9 protein-coding genes are annotated in these 17,835 nt (G+C 65.2%); 1 reads left to right on the top strand and 8 read right to left on the bottom strand.

What is annotated here, in order from left to right; all coding sequences use genetic code 11:
* Positions 1 to 30 precede the first annotated feature (30 nt).
* The 6 genes from BRAO375_RS03870 to BRAO375_RS03845 form a co-directional block, all read right to left on the bottom strand.
* Positions 31 to 1,443, bottom strand: coding sequence for an Asp-tRNA(Asn)/Glu-tRNA(Gln) amidotransferase GatCAB subunit A (locus BRAO375_RS03870; protein ID WP_009026148.1), 1,413 nt, complete (start codon positions 1,441 to 1,443; stop codon positions 31 to 33).
* On the bottom strand, positions 1,440 to 1,637 hold the full coding sequence (locus tag BRAO375_RS03865; RefSeq protein ID WP_009026147.1) for a hypothetical protein: 198 nt from the start codon (positions 1,635 to 1,637) through the stop codon (positions 1,440 to 1,442). Before BRAO375_RS03865 ends, BRAO375_RS03870 begins: the two co-directional genes overlap by 4 nt.
* Positions 1,638 to 1,665: 28 nt before the next feature.
* A complete protein-coding gene (locus BRAO375_RS03860; protein WP_009026146.1) occupies positions 1,666 to 2,715 on the bottom strand; it encodes an ABC transporter ATP-binding protein in 1,050 nt (349 codons plus the stop codon).
* A 274-nt stretch (positions 2,716 to 2,989) separates the two neighbouring features.
* Positions 2,990 to 3,892, bottom strand: coding sequence for an ABC transporter permease (locus BRAO375_RS03855; RefSeq protein ID WP_009026145.1), 903 nt, complete (start codon positions 3,890 to 3,892; stop codon positions 2,990 to 2,992).
* A gap of 2 nt (positions 3,893 to 3,894) precedes the next feature.
* Positions 3,895 to 4,848 (bottom strand): ABC transporter permease, encoded by a 954-nt coding sequence (locus BRAO375_RS03850; protein WP_009026144.1) that lies wholly within the window; start codon positions 4,846 to 4,848, stop codon positions 3,895 to 3,897.
* Positions 4,849 to 4,981: 133 nt separating this feature from the next.
* Positions 4,982 to 6,598, bottom strand: coding sequence for an ABC transporter substrate-binding protein (locus BRAO375_RS03845; protein ID WP_175345288.1), 1,617 nt, complete (start codon positions 6,596 to 6,598; stop codon positions 4,982 to 4,984).
* Positions 6,599 to 6,845: 247 nt separating this feature from the next.
* Here BRAO375_RS03845 and BRAO375_RS03840 point away from each other — a divergent pair, with 247 nt between their 5' ends.
* The gene (locus tag BRAO375_RS03840; RefSeq protein WP_035638806.1) at positions 6,846 to 8,441 is read left to right on the top strand and encodes an ABC transporter substrate-binding protein; all 1,596 of its coding nucleotides are present in this window, start codon (positions 6,846 to 6,848) and stop codon (positions 8,439 to 8,441) included.
* Positions 8,442 to 8,756: 315 nt separating this feature from the next.
* Here BRAO375_RS03840 and BRAO375_RS03835 read toward each other — a convergent pair whose 3' ends face one another.
* Positions 8,757 to 10,991 carry a CHASE2 domain-containing protein gene (locus tag BRAO375_RS03835; protein WP_009026141.1) on the bottom strand — a complete coding sequence of 745 codons (2,235 nt, stop codon included), beginning with the start codon at positions 10,989 to 10,991 and terminating at the stop codon, positions 8,757 to 8,759.
* Positions 10,992 to 11,097: 106 nt separating this feature from the next.
* A complete protein-coding gene (locus BRAO375_RS03830) occupies positions 11,098 to 17,517 on the bottom strand; it encodes an Npun_F0296 family exosortase-dependent surface protein (RefSeq protein ID WP_009026140.1) in 6,420 nt (2,139 codons plus the stop codon).
* Positions 17,518 to 17,835 lie beyond the last annotated feature (318 nt).

The raw sequence follows: 17,835 nt of genomic DNA, 5'->3' as shown, positions 1-17,835 counted from the left end.
AGAGCGTCGAGCGGGATACACTGGTCTTCCTCATGGCAGCGTCGGCACCCGGGCGTGGAAATCGGTCGCCCTCTGGAACGCTGCGCCGATCGTGAGAATCGTGGCTTCGTCGAACGAGCGGCCGATCAGCTGCATGCCAACCGGCAGGCCGGTCGACGTGAAGCCCGTCGGGATGGCGAGCGACGGCAGGCCGAGATAGTTCACGGGCCGCGTGAAGCGGGTGATGCGCTGGATCACGGCTTCCGCGCCGGGGGCGCCGCCGACATCGCTGTCGGCGATCGAAGGCGACACCAGCGGCGAGACCGGCGCGATGATCGCATCGACGCCGGACGTGGCCGCGACATGCGCGGCCAGCGCGGCGCCGCGCCAGCGCAGCGCCTCGAGATAGGCGACGCCGGACACCGCAAGCGCGTTCTGCAATCGCATCAGCACCTGCGGGCCGTAGTCCTGCGGCCGCTCGATCATCCAGCGCTTGTGGAAGGCGGCCGCCTCGACCGCGAGCACGAGCTGGCAGGCCGCGGTGAGCTGGCGCTGGTCGGGCAGCTCGACCTGGACGACATCGGCCCCCTCGGTCTTCAGCACCGCGATCGTCGCATCGAGGCAGCGCGCCACCTCCGGATCGAGATCGTCGACATAGAACGCCTTGGGCACGCCGATCCTGAGGCCCTTGATCGAGGCTTGCGTCGCCGCGACATAGTCCTGCACCGGCACTGCGCTGGCGGTCGGATCCTCGGGATCGGGACCGGCCATCAGGCCCAGGAGCAGCGCGCAGTCCTCCGCCGTCTGCGCCAGCGGACCGACGGTGTCGAGCGACTGCGACAGCGGCATCGCGCCGGCGCGGCTGACGCGGCCCCAGGTGACCTTCAGGCCGGTGACGCCGCAGAAATTCGCGGGCATGCGGATCGAGCCGCCGGTGTCGGAGCCGAGCGCCGCAAATGTGAGGCGCGCGCCGACGGCCGAGCCCGAGCCGGACGACGAGCCGCCGGTGACATAGCCGAGCTTCCAGGGATTGTGCACGGCGCCGTAATGCGCGTTGTGGCCGGTCGGGCCGTAGGCGAACTCGGCCATCTGCAGGGTGCCGAGCCGGATCGAACCAGCATCCTTCAGCCGCTGCAGCGCAGTCGACGTCGTCGTCGCGACGAAATCGCGGCGGATCAGCGAACCGCAGGTCGAGATGTGACCGGCCTCGTAGTACATGTCCTTGTGCGCCAGCGGCACGCCGTGCAGCGCGCCCTTCGCGCCGTCCTTTGCAAGTGCAGCATCCGCCTCGGCGGCCGCCTTCAGCGCCGGCTCGGACTCGATCGCCATGAAGGCGTTCAGCTTCGGCTGCCACTGCGCGATGCGGTGCAGGCAGGAGCGCGTCACCTCGACCGACGAGAGCTTCTTGTCGGCGATCGCCTTGGCGACCTCGGTCAGTGTCATCAGTGCGGGTTCGGTGCTCATCGGCCCACCTTCAGCGTCTGGGCCAGGACGTAGCTCGCGGGTTCCAGGTCGAATGGGAGCGTGCCGGCGACAGCGGCGAAATTGTCGAACGCCGGTCCGATCGAGTCGGCGATCCGGGTTGCAACCTCCTTGTCGACCGGCAGGCCGGAGGCCTCCGCGATGGCACTGACTTGCTGGGGCGTGGGTCTGGTCATTCCGCTTCTCGCTGCTGATGTCCTACCGTCAGGCGGCCGGCGCGCGGCTGTGTCCCGAACCGGGGATCGCCATGTGGCAGGCGGCCTGATGACCCATTGTATCCAGCTCCGTCAATCTTGGCGCGACATTCGCGCATGGCGCCTCGGCGAACGGACAGCGGGTGTGGAAGCGGCAGCCGGAAGGCGGGTCGATCGGGTTCGGCGGATCGCCGGACAGCGGCGGCGTCTCGGTGCGCCTGTCGGGGTCTGAGGACGGCATCGCCGCCAGCAGCGCGCGCGTATACGGATGCGCCGGCTTGGCCCAGACCAACTCGACGGGCCCGAGCTCGACGACCTCGCCGAGATACATCACCAGCACGCGGTCGGAGATGTAGTTGATGACGTTGAGGTCGTGGCTGATGAACAGATAGGTCAAGCCGAACTCGCGCTTGAGGTCCATCAGCAGATTGAGCACCTGCGCCTCGACCGACTTATCGAGCGCCGAGACCGCCTCGTCGAGAATGACGAGCCGCGGCGACAGCGCCAATGCGCGAGCGATGTTGACGCGCTGGCGCTGGCCGCCGGAGATCTCGTGCGGGTAGCGGTTGGCGAAGGTTTCGGGCCGCAGGCCGACCTTGCCGAGCAGTTCGCGCGCGAGCGCGCGCGCAGCAGTGTCAGCCATGCCGTGCACCTTCGGCCCGAAGGCGATCGACTCCTCGATCGTCAGCCGCGGATTGAGCGAGGCATAGGAGTCCTGGAACACCATCTGCATGCCGCGCCGCAGCTCGCGCAACGAGATCTCATGGCCGACCTGGCGGCCGTCGAAGATGATCTCGCCCGCGTCACGGTCCATCAGATGCATGAGCAGCCGCGCCGTCGTCGACTTGCCGCAACCGGACTCGCCGACGATGCCGACCGTCTCGCCCTTGCCGATGTTGAACGAGACGTCATCGACCGCCCGCACCGTCTTACGGGCGCCGAACAGCCCGCCGCGCACGGGGAAGTGTTTTGTCAGGCCATCGACGCGCAGAAGCGGCTGCGCCTTGCCGCCGAGGTCTTCGATGGGGGCGAGGCCGGTGCCGGCCGTTGCTTCGCTCATGATGATGCCCCCGATGCCGCCGCAGACGCGCTGCGCTCCCTCTCCCCGTTCTTACGGGGAGAGGGCTGGGGCGAGGGGCAGCCGCGCGAGTGGTGTTCGCGGTGAGACCTGTCCCCCCTCACCCGGATTGCATCTTTCGATGCAATCCGACCTCTCAGCGCGAGCGAAGCTCGTCGCGCCCCCGCATCCGCCTTCGCTCTTCGAGCTACGGCGGACGAGAGCGGGGCGAGGTGCACTGCCGATGACGCCCGACCGCTCGTCAAACTCACCATCATCAACTCCGGATATCCATCGCGCTGCGCAGGCCATCACTGAGCAGGTTGAAGCAGATCGACACCGCAAAGATCATCACGCCCGGCAATGCCGCCACCCAGGGATTGACGTAGATCGCCGTGCGCAGCGTGTTGAGCATCAACCCCCATTCCGGCTCCGGCGGCTTGGTGCCGAGGCCGAGGAAGGACAGGCCGGCGGCGAGGATCATCGACACGGATATGAGCCCGGTCGCGTAGACGAAGATCGGCCCGAGCACATTGCCGAGCATGTGCGCCCGCATGATCGTAAAGGCGTTCGCACCCGAGGCCCGCGCAGCCTCAACGAAGTCACGATTGCGTACGCCTGTCGTAACGCTCTCGGCGACGCGGGTGATCTGCGGCACGAACACGATGGTCAGCGACACGATGGAGTTGGTGATGCCGGCGCCAAGCGCGCCGGAGATCGCGATCGCCAGCAGCACCGAGGGGAAGGCGTAGAACACGTCGATGGTGCGCATGATCATCGTATTGACCCAGCCGCCGGCATAGCCGGCGACGAGGCCAAGCATGGTGCCGATGCCGAAGGCGAGGATGACCGGCGTGATGCCGATTAAGAGCGACAGCCGCCCGCCATAGATCAGCCGCGCCAGCATGTCGCGGCCGAGCTCGTCGGTCCCGAGCGGATAGTTCGGCGTGCCGATATGGCGCAGGCGGCGGATCATCGAGCCTTGGTAGGGATCAGCGAGATGCAGATACGGCGCCAGGAGCGCCGAGAGGAAGATCAGCAGCAGGATCGCGACGCAGACCATGCTGACCTTGTCCCTGACGATGCGGCGACCGACGGTCGCCCAATAGCCGCGCGCCTTGGCGGCCGGCGCGGCCTGCAGGGACTGCTCGTTCACCGCGCTCGGGGACGTGATGCTCATCGCTAGCCCCGCTTGATGCGCGGATCGATCGCGGCCTGCGCGATGTCGACCACGAGGTTGAGGATGACGAAGAACATCGCCAGCACCAGGATCGTGCCCTGCAGCAGCGGCAGGTCGCGCTGAAATATCGCGGAGTTCAGGAGCAGGCCCGAGCCGGGCCACGAGAACACCGTCTCGATCAGGATCGATCCGCCGAGCATGTAGCCGAGCTGCAGGCCCATGACGGCAAGCGCTGTCGGCGCGGCGTTCTTCAGCACGTGGCGGAACACCTGCGTTTCGCGCAGGCCTTTTGCACGCAACGCCTCGACGAAGTCCTGACTCAGGATGTCGCCGGTCAGCGCGCGCACGGTGCGGGTGATGATGCCCATCGGAATGACGGATGTCGTGATCGCCGGCAGAATGAGAAAGCGGATATGTGCCCAGTCCCACGCCCAGGCTCCTGAGCCGGATGGACCGGCGCCGACCGCGGGCAGCCAGTTCAGCTCGACCGAGAAGATGATGACCAGCACCATGCCGAGCCAGTAATGCGGCAGCGACACGCCGGCGATCGCGATCGAGGTCGCGACCTTGTCGATCCAGGTGTCGCGGAAATAGCCGGCGACGAGGCCGAAGAACAGGCCGAGCGAGAAGCCGATGATGGCCGCCGCGATCGCGAGCGTCACGGTGTTGGAGACCGCGCGCAGCACCTCGGCCAGGACGGGACGGCCGGTCGCGATCGAGCTGCCCAGATCGCCATTGACCGCGCGCCACAGCCACAGGCCGAACTGCACGGGCAGCGGCTTGTCGAAGCCATAGGCCACGCGCAGCTGCTGCGCGAGCTCCTGCGAGGCGTCGGCCGGCAGCACGGCGACCAGGGGATCACCCGGCGTGATGTGAACGAGCATGAAGCAGACGAGCGCGACACCGATGATGATCGGGATCGCATAGACCATCCGCCTGGCAGCATAAGAGAGCACGAGTCACCTTCTGAAGGTCTATCGGTCGTCATGCCCGGGCTTGACCCGGGCATCCACGCGGTCTCCTCCACGGGTCAAAGATGGATGGCCGGGTTCAAGCCCGGCCATGACGACGAGTGGAGATGGAGCCTTACTACTCCACCGAGATCGGCGAGAAGTCGATGAACCAGCTCTTCGGCTGCACCACGCCCTTCACCTTCGGGCTCATCGCGCGCGGGCCGACGTCGTGGGCCACGTAGAGGAACGCAGCGTCGTCGACCGAGGCCGCGTGCAGCTCGGCCAGCGCCTTGTCGCGCTCGGTGGGATCGAAGGTCTGGCGCGCCTTCTTCACGAGCTCGTCGAACTTCGGGTTGTTGATGAAGCCCCAATTGTTGGAGACCGGAGGGGCCATCGACGATTGCAGGAACCGCACCAGCGCGAAGAACGGATCCATCGCCGCGTAGGTGACATTGGTGGCATTGGCGCCGTTGGCCGAGGCGTCCTTGGCGCCGCGGCGCCAGTTGGTGAACAGCGTGTTCCACTCGATGACGTCGAGCTTGACGTCGAAATAGCATTCCGCCAGTGCCTGCTGCAGATACTCGTTCATCGGCAGCGGCTGCATCTGGCCCGAGCCGGAGGCCGAGGTCTGCGTCTTCACCTCGAGCTTCTTGTTCGGGCCGTAGCCGGCCTCCTGCATCAGCTTCTGCGCAGCCGCCTTGTCGTACTTGATCTCGAAGGTGACGTTGCCGCGCCAGGGATGGCCCTTCTCGAACGTGCCGCTCGCCGGCACCATCAGGCCGGCGAGCAGACCGTCACGCAGGCCCTCGCGATCGATGCACAGATTGGCGGCCTTGCGGACGCGGATATCGTTCCACGGCGAGCCTTCGATGCGCGAGAACTGCCACGGCCAGACATGCGGCTGCTCGTTGGCATAGAGCTTGAAGCCGCGCTGCTTGATCTCGGGCAGCGCATCCGGCGCCGGCGCCTCGACCCAATCGACCTGACCGGACAATAGCGCCGCAGTGCGCGCGTTCGCTTCCGGCATCGGCAGCAGGATCATCTTGTCGGCCTTGGGCACGCGCGCCTTGTCCCAATAGGCTTCGTTCTTGACGAGCTCCAGCCGCTCGCGCGGCGTGAACTTCGCCATCTTCCACGGGCCGGTGCCAGAGGCGTCCTTGGCGAACGCGGCCCAGGCCGCCTGCGACTTCGCCTTGTCGTCGGCGCCGGTCGCGGCCTCGTAGAGCTTCTGCCACTTGCTCGGGCTCGCCATGAACAGATTGGTGAGGTTGATCGGCAGGAAGCTGTCCGGCTCCTTGGTCGTCAGCTCGACGGTGAGATCATCGATCTTCCGCGCTGACGCCAGCGTCGGCATGCGCGAGGCGGTGACGCCGACCTGGCTCGGATCGAATTGCGGCGCATCCTGCTTCAGCACCTTCTCGACGTTCCACACCACGGCATCGGCATTGAACGGCGCGCCGTCGTGAAAGGTGACCCCGGGACGCAGCTTGAACGTCCACTTGGTCTTGTCGGCCTCGTCGACCTTCCACTCGGTGGCGAGGCCGGGAATGACCACGCTCGGCTTGTCCGCCGACGACAGGTCCCACATCGTGAGCGCGTCGTACATCGTGAGACCGGTGAAGCGGTTGCCCTCAAAACCCTGGTCGGGCTGGCCGAGCGTGCGTGGAATGTCGGCGGCGGTCATGCCGATCCGCAGCGCGCTCTCCGCGCCGGCCGACGCCGGCAGCATGAGGATGGCGGCGCTCGTCATCATCGCGGCCGCAACGGCCGCGCGCTTCGTCAGTGAGGTCGCAAGACGCAAAAGCACGATCAAGATCTCCGATCAGCTGGCTAAATTCTGTGCAGCGTTATGCAACGCCTATGCCAGCAGTGTCCGTGACGACCCGCCTGCGACGCGTGGTCACAACCGTTTGTACTCAAATGATCTCCGCGGGCGCTTGGCACCCGGATTGCAGGTTTGGCGCGTCGAATTGATCCGGTTTTCACGGAGCTTCACCCTGATGCGTATGAAATTGTCCTTGCTGGCGACCGCGCTTGCGCTCGGCCTCTCTACTGTTGCCGCGCATGCTGAAACCGTTCTGCGCTACGGCATCTCGATGGCCGACATCCCCTTGACGACGGGCCAGCCCGATCGTGGCGCCGGCGCCTATCAGTTTACCGGCTATACGATCTACGATCCGCTGGTGGCGTGGGACATGAGCGTCGCCGACAAGCCGGGCAAGCTGATCCCCGGCCTCGCCACCGAGTGGAAGGTCGACGACGCCGACAAGACCAAATGGCGCTTCACCCTGCGCAAGGGCGTCAAGTTCCACGACGGCAGCGACTTCAATGCCGATGCGGTGATCTGGAATCTGGACAAGGTGCTCAACGATAAGGCACCGCAGTTCGACAAGCGGCAGAGCGCACAGGTCAAGACGCGGCTGCCGTCGGTCGCGAGCTACGCCAAGATCGACGACTCCACGGTGGAGATCACCACGAAGACAGTCGACTCCTTCTTTCCCTATCAGATGCTGTGGTTCCTGATTTCGAGCCCGGCGCAATATGAGAAGCTCGGCAGGGATTGGGACAAGTTCGCCAGCCAGCCCTCGGGCACCGGACCATTCAAGCTGACCAAGCTGGTGCCGCGCGAACTCGCGGAGCTATCAAGGAATTCCGAATACTGGAACAAGGACCGGCTGCCGAAGACCGACAAGCTCGTGCTGGTGCCGATGCCTGAGGCGCTCACGCGGACCAACGCGCTGCTCGCCGGCCAGGTCGATCTGATCGAGACGCCGGCGCCGGATGCGGTGCCGCAGCTCAAGGCCGCCGGCATGAAGCTCGTCGACAACGTCACGCCGCATGTCTGGAACTATCATCTCAGCGTGCTGCCGGGTTCGCCCTGGACCGACATCCGGCTGCGCAAGGCGCTCAACCTGGCGATCAACCGCGACGAGGTCGTCGGCCTGATGAACGGCTTGGCCAAGCCGGCCAAGGGTCAGGTCGATCCGTCGAGCCCGTGGTTCGGCAAGCCGAGCTTCGAGCTGAAATACGATCTCGCCGCCGCCAAGAAGCTCGTCGAGGACGCCGGCTACTCGTCCGCCAAGCCGCTGAAGACGACGTTCATCATCGCGCAAGGCGGCACCGGCCAGATGCTGTCGCTGCCGATGAACGAGTTCCTGCAGCAGAGCTTCAAGGACATCGGCATCGACATCGACTTCAAGGTCGTGGAGCTCGAGACACTGTACACGCATTGGCGCAAGGGCGCCGCCGACGAGATGAACGCCGGCATCACCGCCAACAACATCGCCTATGTCACCTCCGATCCGCTCTACGCCATCGTCCGCTTCTTCGCTTCCGACCAGATCGCGCCCGTCGGCGTCAACTGGGGTGGCTACAAGAACCCGAAGGTCGACGCGCTGATCGCCGAGGCGAAGCAGACGTTCGATCCGGCCAAGCAGGACGAACTGATCGCGCAGGCGCATGCGCAGGTGGTCGATGATGCCGTGCTGGTCTGGGTCGTACACGACACCAACCCGCACGCGCTGTCGCCGAAGGTGAAGACGTTCGTCCAGGCCCAGCACTGGTTCCAGGACCTGACGACGATCGGGGCGGATTAACCGCGACGCCCGCATCTCCGTCGTCATTGCGAGCCAACGGGTCCGCGCAGATGCGCGGCCCGATGACAGGCTCCGCGAAGCAATCCAGGGCCACGCCAACGACTCTGGATTGCTTCGTCGCTCCGCTCCTCGCAATGACGCGGAGAGGCTGTCGTCGCCAATCGACACGGTATGACACCGTTGTGGCGTCCAGACTCGCCACAATGACGGATCGTAGGGTGGGCAAAGGCGCGAAGCGCCGTGCCCACCGTCCATCCATACGACGACGGGAAGCGGTGGGCACGCTTCGCTTTGCCCACCCTACGGATCATCGAGCTACTTCGACGTCAGCGCATGCGCGCCGTTCCAGTCGTCCGGCGGCGGGCTCTGCTGATAGGCGCGGATGCGCGCTTCGTAGAGATCGAACAGCTTGGCCAGCTCCCCCGCCTCGTCCCTCTTGCGTCCCCGCGCGATCGCCGCCAGCGCCTCGTCCCAATCGCGGCTGCGATAGGCGGCGAGCATCTCGATGGTCAGGTTGCGCAGCAGCTGGAAGCGCTCGGAATTCATCACATCGTCGCGGCCCGCGATCGCGTAGATGACCTCCGGCTCCGTCTTGCCCTTCACCATGATGAAGTCGAGCTCGAGGATTGCGAGCTTGTCCTTCACCGCAAGCGCCGTCTTCGAGCCGACGATGATCGGAAACCCGTATTCCTTGGACTGGCCCTCAAGGCGCGAGGCGAGGTTGACGCTGTCGCCCAGCACCGAATAATCGAAACGCTGGTCCGAGCCGACGTTGCCGACTACACAGACCCCGGTATTCAACCCGATGCCGATATTGATCGGGATGTAGACGTGGCCGCCGTCGCTCGCCTCCTGCTCGCGAGCGCGGTTCAGCTCATCGACGCTCACGAGCATGTCAAGGGCCGCTTCACAGGCATTGCGGTGATGCTCGATGTCGTCGAGCGGCGCATTCCAGAACGCCATGATGGCGTCGCCCATGTATTTGTCGATGGTGCCCTTGCGTGCCAGGATCGCGTTGGTCAGCGGCGTTAGGAAGCGGTTCATCAGCCGCGTCAGACCTTGCGGATCGTGCTTGTAGCTCTCCGAGATCGTGGTGAAGCCGCGTACATCGGAGAACATGATCGTCATCTCGCGCTCCTCGCCGCCGAGCACCAGCTTCTCGGGCGAATGCGCGAGCTGCTCGACCAGCGCTGGCGAGAGATATTGCCCGAACGCCGAGCGGATCTGCCGACGCTGGTTCTGCTCGCGAACGAAGCTCGCGAAGATCAGCGTCAGGTAGACTGACGTCGTCGACAGCATCGGATAAGTGAAGTCGATCAGCAGGCGATGCTGCGTGTAGAAGTACCAGGACGAGCCAAGCAGCGCGCTCGCGAATACGGCGCCGACCACGACGAGGGTGACAGCGCCGAGCCGCGGTGCGAACACGATCACGAGCAGGCCGAGGATCAGAGCACCGAAGAATTCGGCCGCAAGGCCCCAGGACGGAACCGTCAGGATGGACCCCGTGAGGACGGACTCCAGAACCTGGGCATGCACCTCGACCCCAGGCATGGCCGGATCGACCGGCGTCGTCTTGATGTCGTTCAAGCCGATGGCGGAGGGGCCGATCAGGACCAGCTTCCTGGCGATCTTCTCCGGCGGCACGCGCCCCTCGAGCACGTCGATGGCCGACACGTAGATCGACGGATCGGAGCGGGCATAGTGCACCCAGATCCTGCCTTTGCGGTCCGTGGGTATCTCGAAGCCGCCGATGCGAAGGCCGGTGATGCCGCCGATATCGGTCCTGATGAGCACCGTATCCGCGCCGCTCACCACCCGAAGCATCTCGAAGCTGAGCGCCAGCATCGTGATGTCCTGCGCCTGCAGGATCATCGGTACACGGCGAATGATGCCGTCGCGCTCAGGCGGGATCGTGAACAGCCCGCGCCCTGACGCGGCATGCTCGATCACCGGAACGTTGCGCAACAGTCCCGGGTAGCTCTCCATGAAGCCATCGGCTTCGGGCCCGATGGTCGCAACGCCGGTGACCGGCAAAGTCTTGTCGAGGTCGGCGCGGACCTCGTTGCTGGCCGTCTCACCGAGCACGATCCGGGTGCGGCGCAGGGCGTCGGCGAGCACCTGATCGTTCGACGGCAACGCCTTCAGCTTCTCGCGCGTCGCCTCGTCGAGGTTGGGAAAGGTCTCGGCCGCAATCGCCGGGTTCAGCCGGTCCGGCTCGGCGAACACGACGTCGAAGGCGATGACCACGGCACCGAGCCGCGTGAGCTTCTCGATGATCTCGGCGATCCGCGTCCGCGGCCATGGCCATTGCCCGAGCTTGGGATCGGCGACGCTCTTCTCGTCGATGTCGACGATCGTGACCGGACGGATGGTCTTCAGCCGCGGACTGAAGGCCTGGAAATTGTCGAAGGTGCGGAGACGCAACTCCTGTAGCGGAGCGGGATCGGCGACCCGCAGCGCCGCGAAGGCGACCAGCAGCAGCAGGCAGATCAGGCGCGCATAGCCGAACTTGCGCGCGAACCATCGTGGCACTGCCCTCAATCGATTCATGCCGTATCCATTATCACGCCGGGGCTGGCGATCCGAGACACCAAGCTATTCCCGAAGAGAGCAGCGTCTGGCGATCCAGCCCGAACCGCGCTGCTGCAAGGCCGGCTCAGACCAGGTGGAAGCCGTCGTGCTGCGCCTTGAACTGGTCGAGCGTCACGCCCTTGAGGATCAGCGTATCATGCGCCGCATCGGTGATGACGGTGTCGTGGCCGTTGTTGGCGGACTGCGCCGAGGCAACAAGCGCCTCCGTGTTCGCAAACGTCGAACTGTCGAGCTCGACGACGTCCCGGCTGAGATCGAGGTCGGCAATCGTGGCGCTGCCGAAATGCGGCTTGAACACGAAGGTGTCGTTGCCGCCCTTGCCGAAGATGGTGACGCCGCCACCGACATTGACGAAGTCATCGTCGTGCGCAGTGCCGTTCACCGTCGACGCGCCGTTGCCCGCCAGCGTCACCGTCAGCGCCTTGGTGCCGGACGTGCCGTGGCCGTCGCTGACCTCCGCCTGATAGGTGACCGTCAGCGTGTCGCCGGGCTTCAGGAAGTCAAGGTTCACGGCGTCGGAATGATAGTGCCAGTGCAGGACCTCGGAGCCGCCCTTGGACGTGACGCTGTCGAAGGTCACGGCGCCGGCATCGGCCAGTTTCTGCACATTGGCCTCGGCCGGCAGGGTCGACGAGCCGTTGTACTTGATCACGCCATTGCCGAGCACCGAGGCGGTCAGCACGTCGCCGATGTCCTTGTCGAGCACGGTCAGCGTGCCGGAGATGTCGCTGGCCAGCTTGACGGGCTGATCGGCAATGAACCCGGCCGAGACGTTGTCCAGCTCGAACGCATTCGCGCTGCTCGCCAGCACGACCTTGTTGAACGGGGCCAGGCCAAGGAATTCGACGTAGCCGTTTGACGCCAGCGATCCCTGCCCGCCATTGGCCAGCAGCGGCGCGACGTCGTTGCCGCTATAGGAGGCGATCAGCTTGTTGCCGTCGTAGAAGGAGATGCTGTTGTAGCTATCGACCGAGCCCCAATACAGCCCGAAGCTGTTCTTGGCGCTGTCGAAGGTGATGGTCTCCTGCGCGTGATTGCCGATGCTCAGATAGTTGGTCCGGTCGGCGCCGTCAGCCATGTAGGGCGCCGCAGACACCGGCGAGGATCCGTGCACGATTCCCGCATTGCCGCTGGCCGTGAAATTCGCGTGCAGCGCCTGGCTATGGAAGCTGCCATGGCCGCGCCCATTGTCGGCGATTACGCCAGCCGACACGTCGTCGAACGTCTCGGTCGGCATGTCATGGGCATTGAGGGAGGTGCCTGTGGTAAGCACGGTGGCCCGCTCGGACAGGATGACCGTCTGGACCGGCGGATTGGTTTCTCCCGTGATGACAGGCGCGTCCTCCGCGCCATCGACCGTGATGGTGACGGGGACAGTGACCACGCCGCCATGCCCGTCGGCGATCTCGACGGTGTAGGTCAGCGTGACGTGCTGACCGACGCCGAGATAGTCGAACGCCTTGTCCTCGGCCGCGAAGGTCCAGGGCTGCGAGGCGGCGGCGCCGCCGGTGGAATCGGTGAGCGCCCCGAGCGAGAGCCAGCTCTTGAGCACGGACGAATCGGAGGGAAGTCCGTCGGCCGCGCCCTGCGCAGCGACGTCGACCACCTTGATCACATGGGTATCGGTGAGATCGGCATCGGTGAAGCTGATCGTGCCATGAGCAGTGTCGAGATCGCTCGATTCGGACTTGCCGGCCTGCTCGGCGATCACAGCGCCCTGCGCCGTCGACGTGACCACCGGCTTGTCGTTGGTGCCGGTGATGGTGACGACGATCGTCGATGTCGCGGTGCCGCCCTGATGATCGTCAAGGGTCACCGTGGAGGTCACCGTGACCGTCTGGCCGTCGCCGAGGAAATCGAGCGCGCCGTCGGCGATGGCATAGGTCCAGCCGACCGCACCGCTGTTGGTGTTGCCGCTCTGGCTCAGCTGCAGCGCCTGCTCCAGCGCGGCGACCTGGCCCGGCGTCAGCTGGGCGGACAGATCGGTCTGATGATCGGCCGCGGTCCAGGTCACGCTCTGGGCATTCGCGAGGATGGCCGCCGTCGGACGATCCGTCAGATCGACATCGGTGAAGTGGATGGTGCCGTCGACGCTGTGGAGGTCGGACGCGCCTGTCGCGCCGGCGGTTTCCACGATGGCGCCGGAGTGGTCGGCATCGGCGATGACGGGCGCGGCATCATCGGCCATCAGCGTGATGAGCGTTCCGCCCTGGCCGTCGTCGCTGCCGGCGAAATGCGCGTTCGAATAGTCGGCGCCGCTCAAGGTCAGGCTGACGCTATTGCCGGTGCCATCGACGACCGTGAGTACGCCGCTCTCCGCATCATAGGAGGCGGTCGTGGTTGCCGGATCCCATTTGATCGTCTTGAGATCGATCTTGTCGGAGACGCCGAGCCCGATGATCTTGGCACCGAAGCTGGCGTCCTCGACGACCAGCGTGCTGCTGCCATCGCCGCTGAAGTCGATCGTCTGCGTATTGCCGCCGGCGACGTGAAGAATGGCGCCGGGATCGATCGTGATGGTTCCGGATCCGGAGATCGGGCCGTTGATGTCGACGATTCCGCCGACGATCTCGATCGTGCCATCGTTGATAAAGGCGCCGTTGATCTCGAACGTGCCACCGACGACCTCGATCGTGCCGTCATTGAAGAGCGAGCTGTCGATGGTGGTGAACCCGCTCGCCGTCAGGGTGCCGTAGACGTGCAGCGTGCCGTCGCCGCTCACCGTGGTGCCTGCCAGGCTGAGCAGCGCGTCGACGTCGACGGTGAAGACGCCGGAATTGCCGACATGCATGTCCGACAGGGTCACGCCGGAGCCGGAGATCTCCAGCGTCCCGGCGATGCCGACGCTCAGCACGCCGCCGGTGAGCGAGGTGTGTCCGTCCAGCACCAGCGTCGACGGCACCGGGCTGTCGCCCTCATCATCGATGATGATCTGACCGCCGGCATTGTCGATCGTGACGCCGTCGAACGTGGTCGCGGCCGCCGTCTCGACATGCACGACGCCACGGTTGACGAGATCGCCCCCGATGATCGTGCTGTCCTCGAGCTGCAGCAGCGCATCCTGGTCGACCTTGACCGTCCCGGAATTGCTGATCGAGACCGTGGTCATGACCGCACCGGCTGCGGACGCGACCTCGAGCACCGAGCCGGGATCGATGCCGATCGCCGTACCATGCAAGGTCGCGCCGCCCTGAACGGTCAAGGTCACTGGCGTGAACGGCGTTTCTGGCAGCCCGTTCTCGGTCGAGACGAGGCGGATGTTGCCGGAGCCATTCTCACCGCTGCTGTCGCCGATCAGGAGCGTGCCGCCCTCGACGGCGCTGCCGTCGATGCTGCTGTCCCCGATCACCGCGATCGTGCCGTCATTGCCGATCGTGCCGCCGGCGACGCTGGTACCGGACAGCGAGAGCACGCCGCCGAGCGCGATCGTCAGCGCCGCCGCATTGGCATTGCTGATCGTCTCGTCCTCGAACGCGTTGCCGCTGCCGGACACGGCGATCGTGCCGAAATTGTCGATCGTCCCGCCGCCGATCGCCGCCTGTCCCGTCAAGGCGATCGTTCCGCCGGCCTCGTTCGTCACGTCGCCGCCGGTGATGCTCGCCTCGGAGAGCGTCAGCTTGGCTGCAGTCTCGACCGTGATGAGGCCGTCGGCATTGTCGATGCTGGTATCGAGATCGAGCTTCAGCGCGCCTTGCGCCTTGACGACGATCCGGCCGGCATTGGTGACGGCGTCGTCCGACAGGACGTTGCCGCTGCCCAAGGCCTCGATCGTGCCGAAATTCAAGAACTCGGCATTGCTGATCGCAGCGCCGCCCTTCAGGACGAGCATGCCGTCGTCAAGCTGAGACGTCTCTTCGCCGCTCTCCAGCGTTCCGAACGTCTGAACGACCAGCGCCCCCTGAACGACGATCGTGCCGCCGTCGATGCTGCCGCCGTCGAGGGTCAGAGTCGCGCCCTGGTCGACCTGGATCAGGCCGGAGCTGTCCTCGCCGGCATTTTCGATCTCGCCATGCACCGTCAGCGTGCCGCCGGTCAGCTCCATCGTTCCCGTGTTGCTGATGCCTGCAGCGCTGCCGAACACGCCGCCGCCCGAGAGCAGCACCGTGCCGGAATTGTGCAGCTCGGCCTGATCCAGGATCTGCGCCGAGCCGCCGACGTTGATGATGGCGTCCGCGAAATTGATGATGCGCGCATCGGCTTTGGCGGTGAGCGCGCCGCTGATCGTCAGCGTGCTGTGATTGTCCAGCTCCGGGATCGCCCCGCCGCCGAAATCATTCATGCTGAGCGACTTGGCGAAGGCTGCGGCGTCGATCGTCACCGGGAAGGCCGGCGTCAGGCCGTGCAGCTGATCGGTGATGATGATGACGTCGTCGGCGGCCGTCGGCGCCAGACCGGTCGCCCAGTTCGCGGCGTCGCTCCACAGATGAACCTGGGCGCCGCTGCTCTCGCCGTCTTGCGTGGTGGCGATCCAGACCACGGCCGGATCATCCGTGCCGGTGATGGTGACCGTGATCGTCCGGGTCGATGTCGCGCCTTGCGAATCCGTCAGCGTCACCGTGTAGGTGAGCGTCAGCGTCTCCCCCGCGGGGATGAAGTCGGCGACGTAGACCGGCAGGTTACCGAGGCTCCAGGCGATCTTGCCCGTGCCGCTGCCGGTGCTGTCCGCCGCCAGCGTCGCGGTCAACGCCTGCTCGAACAGCGCCAGCGGCGCCGGGGGAACGCTGCCGCCCTCGAGCACGGCGCTGGTCAATTTGGCCGACACCGTATGGGTATCGGTGAGGTCGACATCCGTGAAGGTCAGCGTGCCCGAGGTCGGATCATCCGACGTCAGCGGCCCGCCCGGCACGCTGGTGCCGCCTTCGAACGCGATGGTCGCAACGCTGGTCGTAATCTGCGGCTTGTCGTTGGTCCCGGTCACGGTGATCGTGATCGGCACCTCGGTGAATTCGTTGGCGAGTGCGTAGTTGGTGTCGACCCGCACGATGTAGGTCAGCGTCAGCTTCTCGCCGGCACCGAGGAAATCAAAATAATTGTCGGGAACGCTGTAGGTCAGCGTCGCCGAGCCGTAGTTCTTGTTGGCCGGGTCCGGGGTCACGTTGATCGCCACGGCCGTCGCCATGACATCCTGCAGCTGCAGGGCGTTCAACGAGCCGGTGACGTCTGTCTGCTGCGCGCTCTTATAGGCAAACGACTTGAAGCTGACCGATACGGTCGGCCGGTCGGCGAGATTGATGTCGAGGAAATTGACCCGGCTGAGCACCGTGTCGAGATCGGTGCTGATCCCGGTCTGGCCTACACGCTCGCTAAGGCCGAAGCTCGAGCTGAGCGTGCCGTTGACGTCCAGCACCCGAACCTCGGGCGCACCGGCATAGTGGTCCAGGCCGGTCGGCGTGTTGCCGCCGGTGGAGGTCGGCGCGGCGCCGTCGGTGACCAGGATCTTCGGCGTCGCGCTGGTGCCATTCGGCAGCGTCACCGGCTGCAGCGTCTGCAGCACGCCCAGATCGGTGAAGTGAGTCGTCGTCTTCGGGTTGGTGTTGGAATTGTCGGTGAACTTCAGCGTGAAGACGTCGTTGATCAGCTTCTGCACGTCGGGCGTCAGCGGCACCGTCGTCTGGTTCACGATGCCGTTGCTGATCTGGATCTGCTGCCCAGCCTGGTTGACGAGCGCGATCGGCTGCAAGGTCGTCTTGTCGAACAGGACGTAGGAGCCGGTGCGGCCGTCGGGCTCGACGAGCACCTGGAACTTGGCGTCGGGCAGACCGCCCTGCCCCGGCACCGTGAAGTCGATCTCGACCAGCACGGCGGTGCCACGGATGCCCATGGTCGCCACCGGCGTGTCGACCTTCATGTCGCCGTGCTTGGCGGTCTCACCCGCCACGAACGAGATCGTGCCGGCGACGAGGCTGATCAATGACGAGTTGTTCGACCCGTTGGGGTCGTAGACCATCTCGTTCAGCACCATCCGCGCGTTCGAGGACAGGCCGAACACGGTGCCGTCGATGAAGGTGATGCCGACGGTCGAGTTCGAGCCGGACTGGACGATATCGCCCTTCTCGACGTTGTCGCCGTTGTGCAGGAGAATCGACACGCCGTTGCGGATCACCGTCGCGGTGCCCTGCAGCTTGGTGACGTGGCCGATCACCTTGCCGGCGCTGGCGGCGCCGCCCGCCTGGCTGACCTGCACCGCGCCGGAGAGCGCGTTGACGATGTCGCCGGTCAGGTGGGCGCCATCGGGCGAGGCCAGCACGGCCCGTTTCTCGCCTTTGAAATAGTCCGGAACGACCAGTTCACGACCATCGGACGACAGCACGAGGTCGAGGCCGGACCGCTTGAAATCGGCATGGAACAGGAAATGCGCGTCGGGAATGACGATCGCGTCCGCCGGAGCGTGCGCGTGCGGCGCGTCCAGCTTCACGAGCTTAGACGCGGTCGAGCCCAGGCCATCGGAGAAAAGCGCGGCGTCAGACTTGCCAGCGTAATTCACGGGGGCACCGACTATGGTTAATTATTACATAAGAATTAGCGTTCGAAGTCTGCATATCACTGGCAAGTGTCAGGAGGAACCATCTTCAGCTTGTGCCCCGAGGGGCCGGAAACCGCCCAACCCACGAGTTTGCTGTCATATCGCCAAGTTTACGCCTTCTTTAATTCGACGAAATTCAAGTATAAAAAAGTATAGATGAGCCGGACATGAACAGATCAAAGTCTTTCAAAGACTAGAATGCACCTTGGTTACAGCGGCGAACCACAACATCCATACCTGCGTACTCCTCGGTCGACGTTTCGAGCCAGCGGCGGCGAG

This window comes from Bradyrhizobium sp. ORS 375 (assembly GCF_000239775.1).
In the GTDB taxonomy this organism is placed as follows: domain Bacteria; phylum Pseudomonadota; class Alphaproteobacteria; order Rhizobiales; family Xanthobacteraceae; genus Bradyrhizobium.
This window is presented reverse-complemented; position numbering and strand designations above follow the sequence as displayed.